4 protein-coding genes and 1 pseudogene are annotated in these 4,170 nt (G+C 57.3%); 3 read left to right on the forward strand and 2 right to left on the reverse strand.

Annotation, left to right across the window (positions count from 1 at the left end; all coding sequences use genetic code 11):
- Nucleotides 1-111 precede the first annotated feature (111 nt).
- From Q8K08_RS01785 to Q8K08_RS01795, 3 genes are all read left to right on the forward strand, one after another.
- Complete coding sequence (locus tag Q8K08_RS01785) at nt 112-975, forward strand: DctP family TRAP transporter solute-binding subunit (RefSeq protein WP_305249014.1); 864 nt, start codon at nt 112-114, stop codon at nt 973-975.
- Nucleotides 976-1,052: 77 nt separating this feature from the next.
- A complete protein-coding gene (locus Q8K08_RS01790; RefSeq protein ID WP_305249017.1) occupies nt 1,053-1,493 on the forward strand; it encodes a TRAP transporter small permease in 441 nt (146 codons plus the stop codon).
- Nucleotides 1,494-1,506: 13 nt separating this feature from the next.
- Entirely contained in the window at nt 1,507-2,757 is a 1,251-nt protein-coding gene (locus Q8K08_RS01795) for a TRAP transporter large permease (RefSeq protein ID WP_305249015.1), read from the forward strand.
- A gap of 345 nt (nt 2,758-3,102) precedes the next feature.
- Here Q8K08_RS01795 and iolB read toward each other — a convergent pair whose 3' ends face one another.
- Both iolB and Q8K08_RS01805 read right to left on the reverse strand, forming a co-directional pair.
- Nucleotides 3,103-3,912, reverse strand: coding sequence for a 5-deoxy-glucuronate isomerase (iolB, locus tag Q8K08_RS01800; RefSeq protein ID WP_305249016.1), 810 nt, complete (start codon nt 3,910-3,912; stop codon nt 3,103-3,105).
- Nucleotides 3,913-3,923: 11 nt separating this feature from the next.
- Nucleotides 3,924-4,170 (reverse strand): annotated as a pseudogene (locus Q8K08_RS01805) (3D-(3,5/4)-trihydroxycyclohexane-1,2-dione acylhydrolase (decyclizing)); the annotation flags it as partial.

A 4,170-nucleotide genomic window follows, 5' to 3' on the forward strand; every position in this document is an offset into this window, starting at 1 on the left:
GACCTTCCGATAGAGTTCCACGATTAAAATACCCCCGCCCTCCCTGTCGCCAGAAAGGGCCAAAGTGGCAAAGTTTTACTCTGCCCGCAGCAGGACTATCCCGCCACTTCCGTGGCAAACTTTTGCACTGCCGTTCTCACAGAAGAAATTGCGCAGCGCACCGAAGGCCGTTACACGATCCAGCTTCAAGGCGGTGGCGCACTGGGCGGAGATCGCGACGTGGTGGAAGGTGTGCAGTTCGGTACTGTCGAGATGACCGTTTCTTCCACATCTGTGGTCGCAAACTTTGCGCCGGATTTCGCCGTCTTCGACGTGCCGTTCCTGTTCCGGGATTTCGATCACGCTCAGGCTGTGCTTGACGGAGAGGTTGGCACAGAAGTGTTGGGCACGCTGCGTGACGCGGGCTTTGTCGGCCTTGCAGCCGGGGGGATCGGCTTTCGCCAGTTGACCAACAACGTCCGCCCGGTCACAGTTGCCGCCGACGTCGCAGGCCTTAAAATTCGCACTCAGCAGAACGAATTGCATCTGAAAGCGTGGGAGGCCTTGGGTGCCCTGCCAACACCCATGGCGGTGACCGAAGTCTACTCTGCGCTCCAGCAAGGGGTCGTGGATGGTCAGGAAAATCCGGTCGGAGCGATCATAAACAACCGCTTCGGAGAAGTTCAAAAGTACATGAGCGTCACAAACCACGCTTTCACGCCCATCGTGTTGCTCATCAATCCTGGGATCTATGACGCGATGAGCGAAGCAGACCAGGAGATCTTCCGTGAAGCGGCCATTAGCGCCATGGCCCGTACCAAGGAAGAAGTTCTCAAAATCCAGGAGACTGGGCTGGAAACGCTGCGCGCTGGTGGCACAGAGATTCTGACCGAAGTGGACAGCGAAAGCTTCCGTACCAAGCTGGAACCGACCTTTGCCGAACTTTCCGAACGTTTTGGCGGTCGGATCGAGGCAATCAGAATCGTCGGTCAGTGATGCTTCCCGCGCTGCGGTCACATTTCATTGCGTGCGAACGGCAGCTCAACCGAGCGGTTGGGCTCGCTGCTGCCGTGATGCTTTTGATCGCGGCGGCAGCGGGGTTGTTCCAGGTACTCAGCAGGTTTCTGCTGAACACGCCCGCCTATTGGTCTGAGCCGCTGGTCCGGGTCTCGCTCATCTGGATGGTTTATCTCGGCTTGATGTCTGCGGCCCGCGGGGGCGCTCTGATCGCAGTGGGCTTCTTTTACGACAAGACCTACGGGCAAATGCGTGGTGTCCTGCGTCTTGCCATAATGCTTTCGATGCTGACCCTGTTTGCGGTCCTGACCTATTACGGCTGGCAGGCCGTCTATATGGTGCGCAACCAAACCATTGCTGGTTTCGGCCTTTCTGCATCTTGGGTCTATTCGGCGATCCCGGTCGGATCCAGTCTGGCCGCAATGGCCACCATTGCCCATTATCTTGATCCTGCCAAAGAGGCCTTGACCGGCCCTGATCCCCTGAAAGCGACCTGAAATGCTTCCTCTGATGATTGCTACGATGACGATAATGATGGCAATCGGCATCCCAGTTGCGGTTGCCATCGGACTGGCCAGCCTTGTCGGCATCGGCGGCTTTATGACCGTGCCACTGATTGTCATTCCGCAACAGGCGTTTGTCGCACTGGACAAATTTCCTCTCGCCGCAATTCCCTTCTTTATCCTTGCCGGCAATATCATGGCAGATGGAGGAATCTCGCGCCGTCTGGTGGATCTGGTTGAAAGCTGTGTCTACTCGATCCGGGGCGGCATCTTGTTGACCTGCATTTTCACCGCTCTGATCTTCGGTGCGGTATCGGGGTCGAGTGTAGCCACGACATTGGCAGTCGGCGCTATCCTTATACCTGCGATGGTCAGACGCGGCTATCCCGTCGGCTTTGCGGCCGCGCTGCAGGCGACAGCGGCGGAATTGTCTGTGCTGATCCCCCCTTCAATTCCAATGATCATTTACGGGCTATCAGCGAACGTTTCGGTCGGCGACCTTTTCGTGGCTGGCATCGGGCCGGGACTTCTTGTTGCCGTCGCGCTGAGCGCTTTTGTACTCGCTTACACCAGATACAAAGGCTACGCCGAGATCCGCGAAGACGTGCGCCCGCCCTTCTTTCCCGCCCTGCGGCATTCAAGCCTCGCGCTGCTGATGCCGATCATTGTCCTTGGCGGAATCTATGGCGGCGTGTTCACGCCGACAGAAGCTTCGGTTGTGGCGGTAGGCTATTCTCTGATCGTCACGCTGTTCATCTACAAGGAACTGAACCTGAAAGGTTTGGTTGCCGTCGTCCGCAGGTCAGCCATTTCTTCCGCAGTGGTCATGTTCATCGTCTCGATGGCCGGCATATTTTCTTTTGTTCTAACGCGTGCCGGCGTACCGGCAAGCATCGGCAACTGGATCACCGACACGTTCACCGATCCGATTTCCTTCCTACTTGCTGTTAATCTGTTCCTGTTCGTCATGGGCATGTTTGTTGAAACTTCTGCTTCGATCGTGGTTCTTGGCCCCATCCTCGCCCCTGTCGCCATCCAGTTCGGTATTGACCCGACCTATTTTGGTATTGTGATGATTTTTAACCTTGCGCTCGGCATGATCACGCCGCCGCTGGGAGTGAACCTATTTGCCGCCTGTGCAGTCGCGAATATCGGGATCGAAAAGATGGTTCCCCATCTTTTGCCGTTGATTGGCGTAATTTTGCTGTGTCTGGCTCTGGTCACTTTCGTTCCAGCGATTTCGTTGTTTTTGATTTGAGCCGGAATGGCCGTAAGCGCCGAAGCAACAGCGTGGTATAATGGTGACGAGTAGATAAGTTGAATCTTGTGTAATGCTTTAGCGCCAAGTTCCGAGGCTGCGACCTGTGACATACAGTCTTTAAAGGAGTTTGCTCGCTGGACAAACGTGGGGCCAGTCCATGAGGGGTCTTATTTTAGTGACCTGTACAGATGGGCATCAAGCGGCAATTACGAACAAAGTCTCAAATTGGGTAAAAGTTTCAAGGCTGCAGCATTCTAAAAGTGCTATGGCCGCTCTGAGGAACGTTGGACTAACCTGAAAAATTTAAATTTTGTCTGTTCACGCCCTTGACCCCATACGACGTCACTTGGCTTCTCGGGCAATCAAACTTTCGACCTCTGGCGCAGCTATGAACCGCCATGCGCGGCGCGGGCCGGCCATGACGTTGAGGTAGTAAAGCTCAAAGCCGTGGGGAACGCCGCAGGGATGATGGCCGCGCGGGACCAGCACCACATCGCCGTCTTTGACGGCCATCACCTCGTCAAGGCTGCCGTCATCGGCATAAACCCGCTGCACCGCCCAGCCGTCGGAGGGGTTTAGGCGGTGGTAATAGGTTTCCTCCAGATAGGTGATGCGGGGGAAATCGTCCTCATCGTGGCGGTGGCTGGGATAGCTCGACCAGTTGCCTGCGGGGGTGAACACCTCGGTTACCAGCAGGCTGTCGGCATAATCCTCGGCCTCCATGGCGATGTTGTTGATCCACCGGGTGTTCGGCCCGGTCCCGCGTTGCGTGAGGGTGATAGCTTCTGGCCCGATACGGCGCGCGCCGTGGCCCAACTGGCTGGGGGCGGAACAGACGGCAATGGTGCAATCGGTTGTCGCCACCGCCTGCCAGTCTTGCCCGTTCGGCACATAAAGGCAATGCGGCGGGGTTTTCTCGAAGACGTTCATCCGCTCGCCTAAGATGCCCCAATCCTGCCCCGCCGCAGTCACGGCGGCCTTGCCCTCTACCATCACCAGAATCACCTCCCGAGTGCCGGTCGCCTCGGCGGCACTTTCCCCTGCCCGCAGACGGTAAAGCGAAAAGCCGACGTAACGCCAACCCGCCGACTGCAGGGTGATTTCGTGCACTTTGCCATGGGTGCCAAATGGTTTGCGTTGCAGATTGGACATCATTATGACCCTCAGTTTGTCAGCCGCGCCCTTGCGGCGTTTGTGATGTAGGTCTCATAAGCAGCGCGCAGGCGCTCGGGACCGCCAACTTGGGGCACGGCGACATCCCACCAATGGCCTGCCCCGTCCAGACCGTCTCCGGGACCCGGGGCTGCGGTGGTGTCGATCACGATGACGGTCGGCTTGCGCTTGCCGCGCGCGGTCTGCAAGGCGGACTGCAAATCGGCGAGGTTCTTTGCCTTGACCGCATGCGCACCC

The sequence above is a fragment of the Pseudotabrizicola sp. genome, from assembly GCF_030684215.1.
In the GTDB taxonomy this organism is placed as follows: domain Bacteria; phylum Pseudomonadota; class Alphaproteobacteria; order Rhodobacterales; family Rhodobacteraceae; genus Pseudotabrizicola.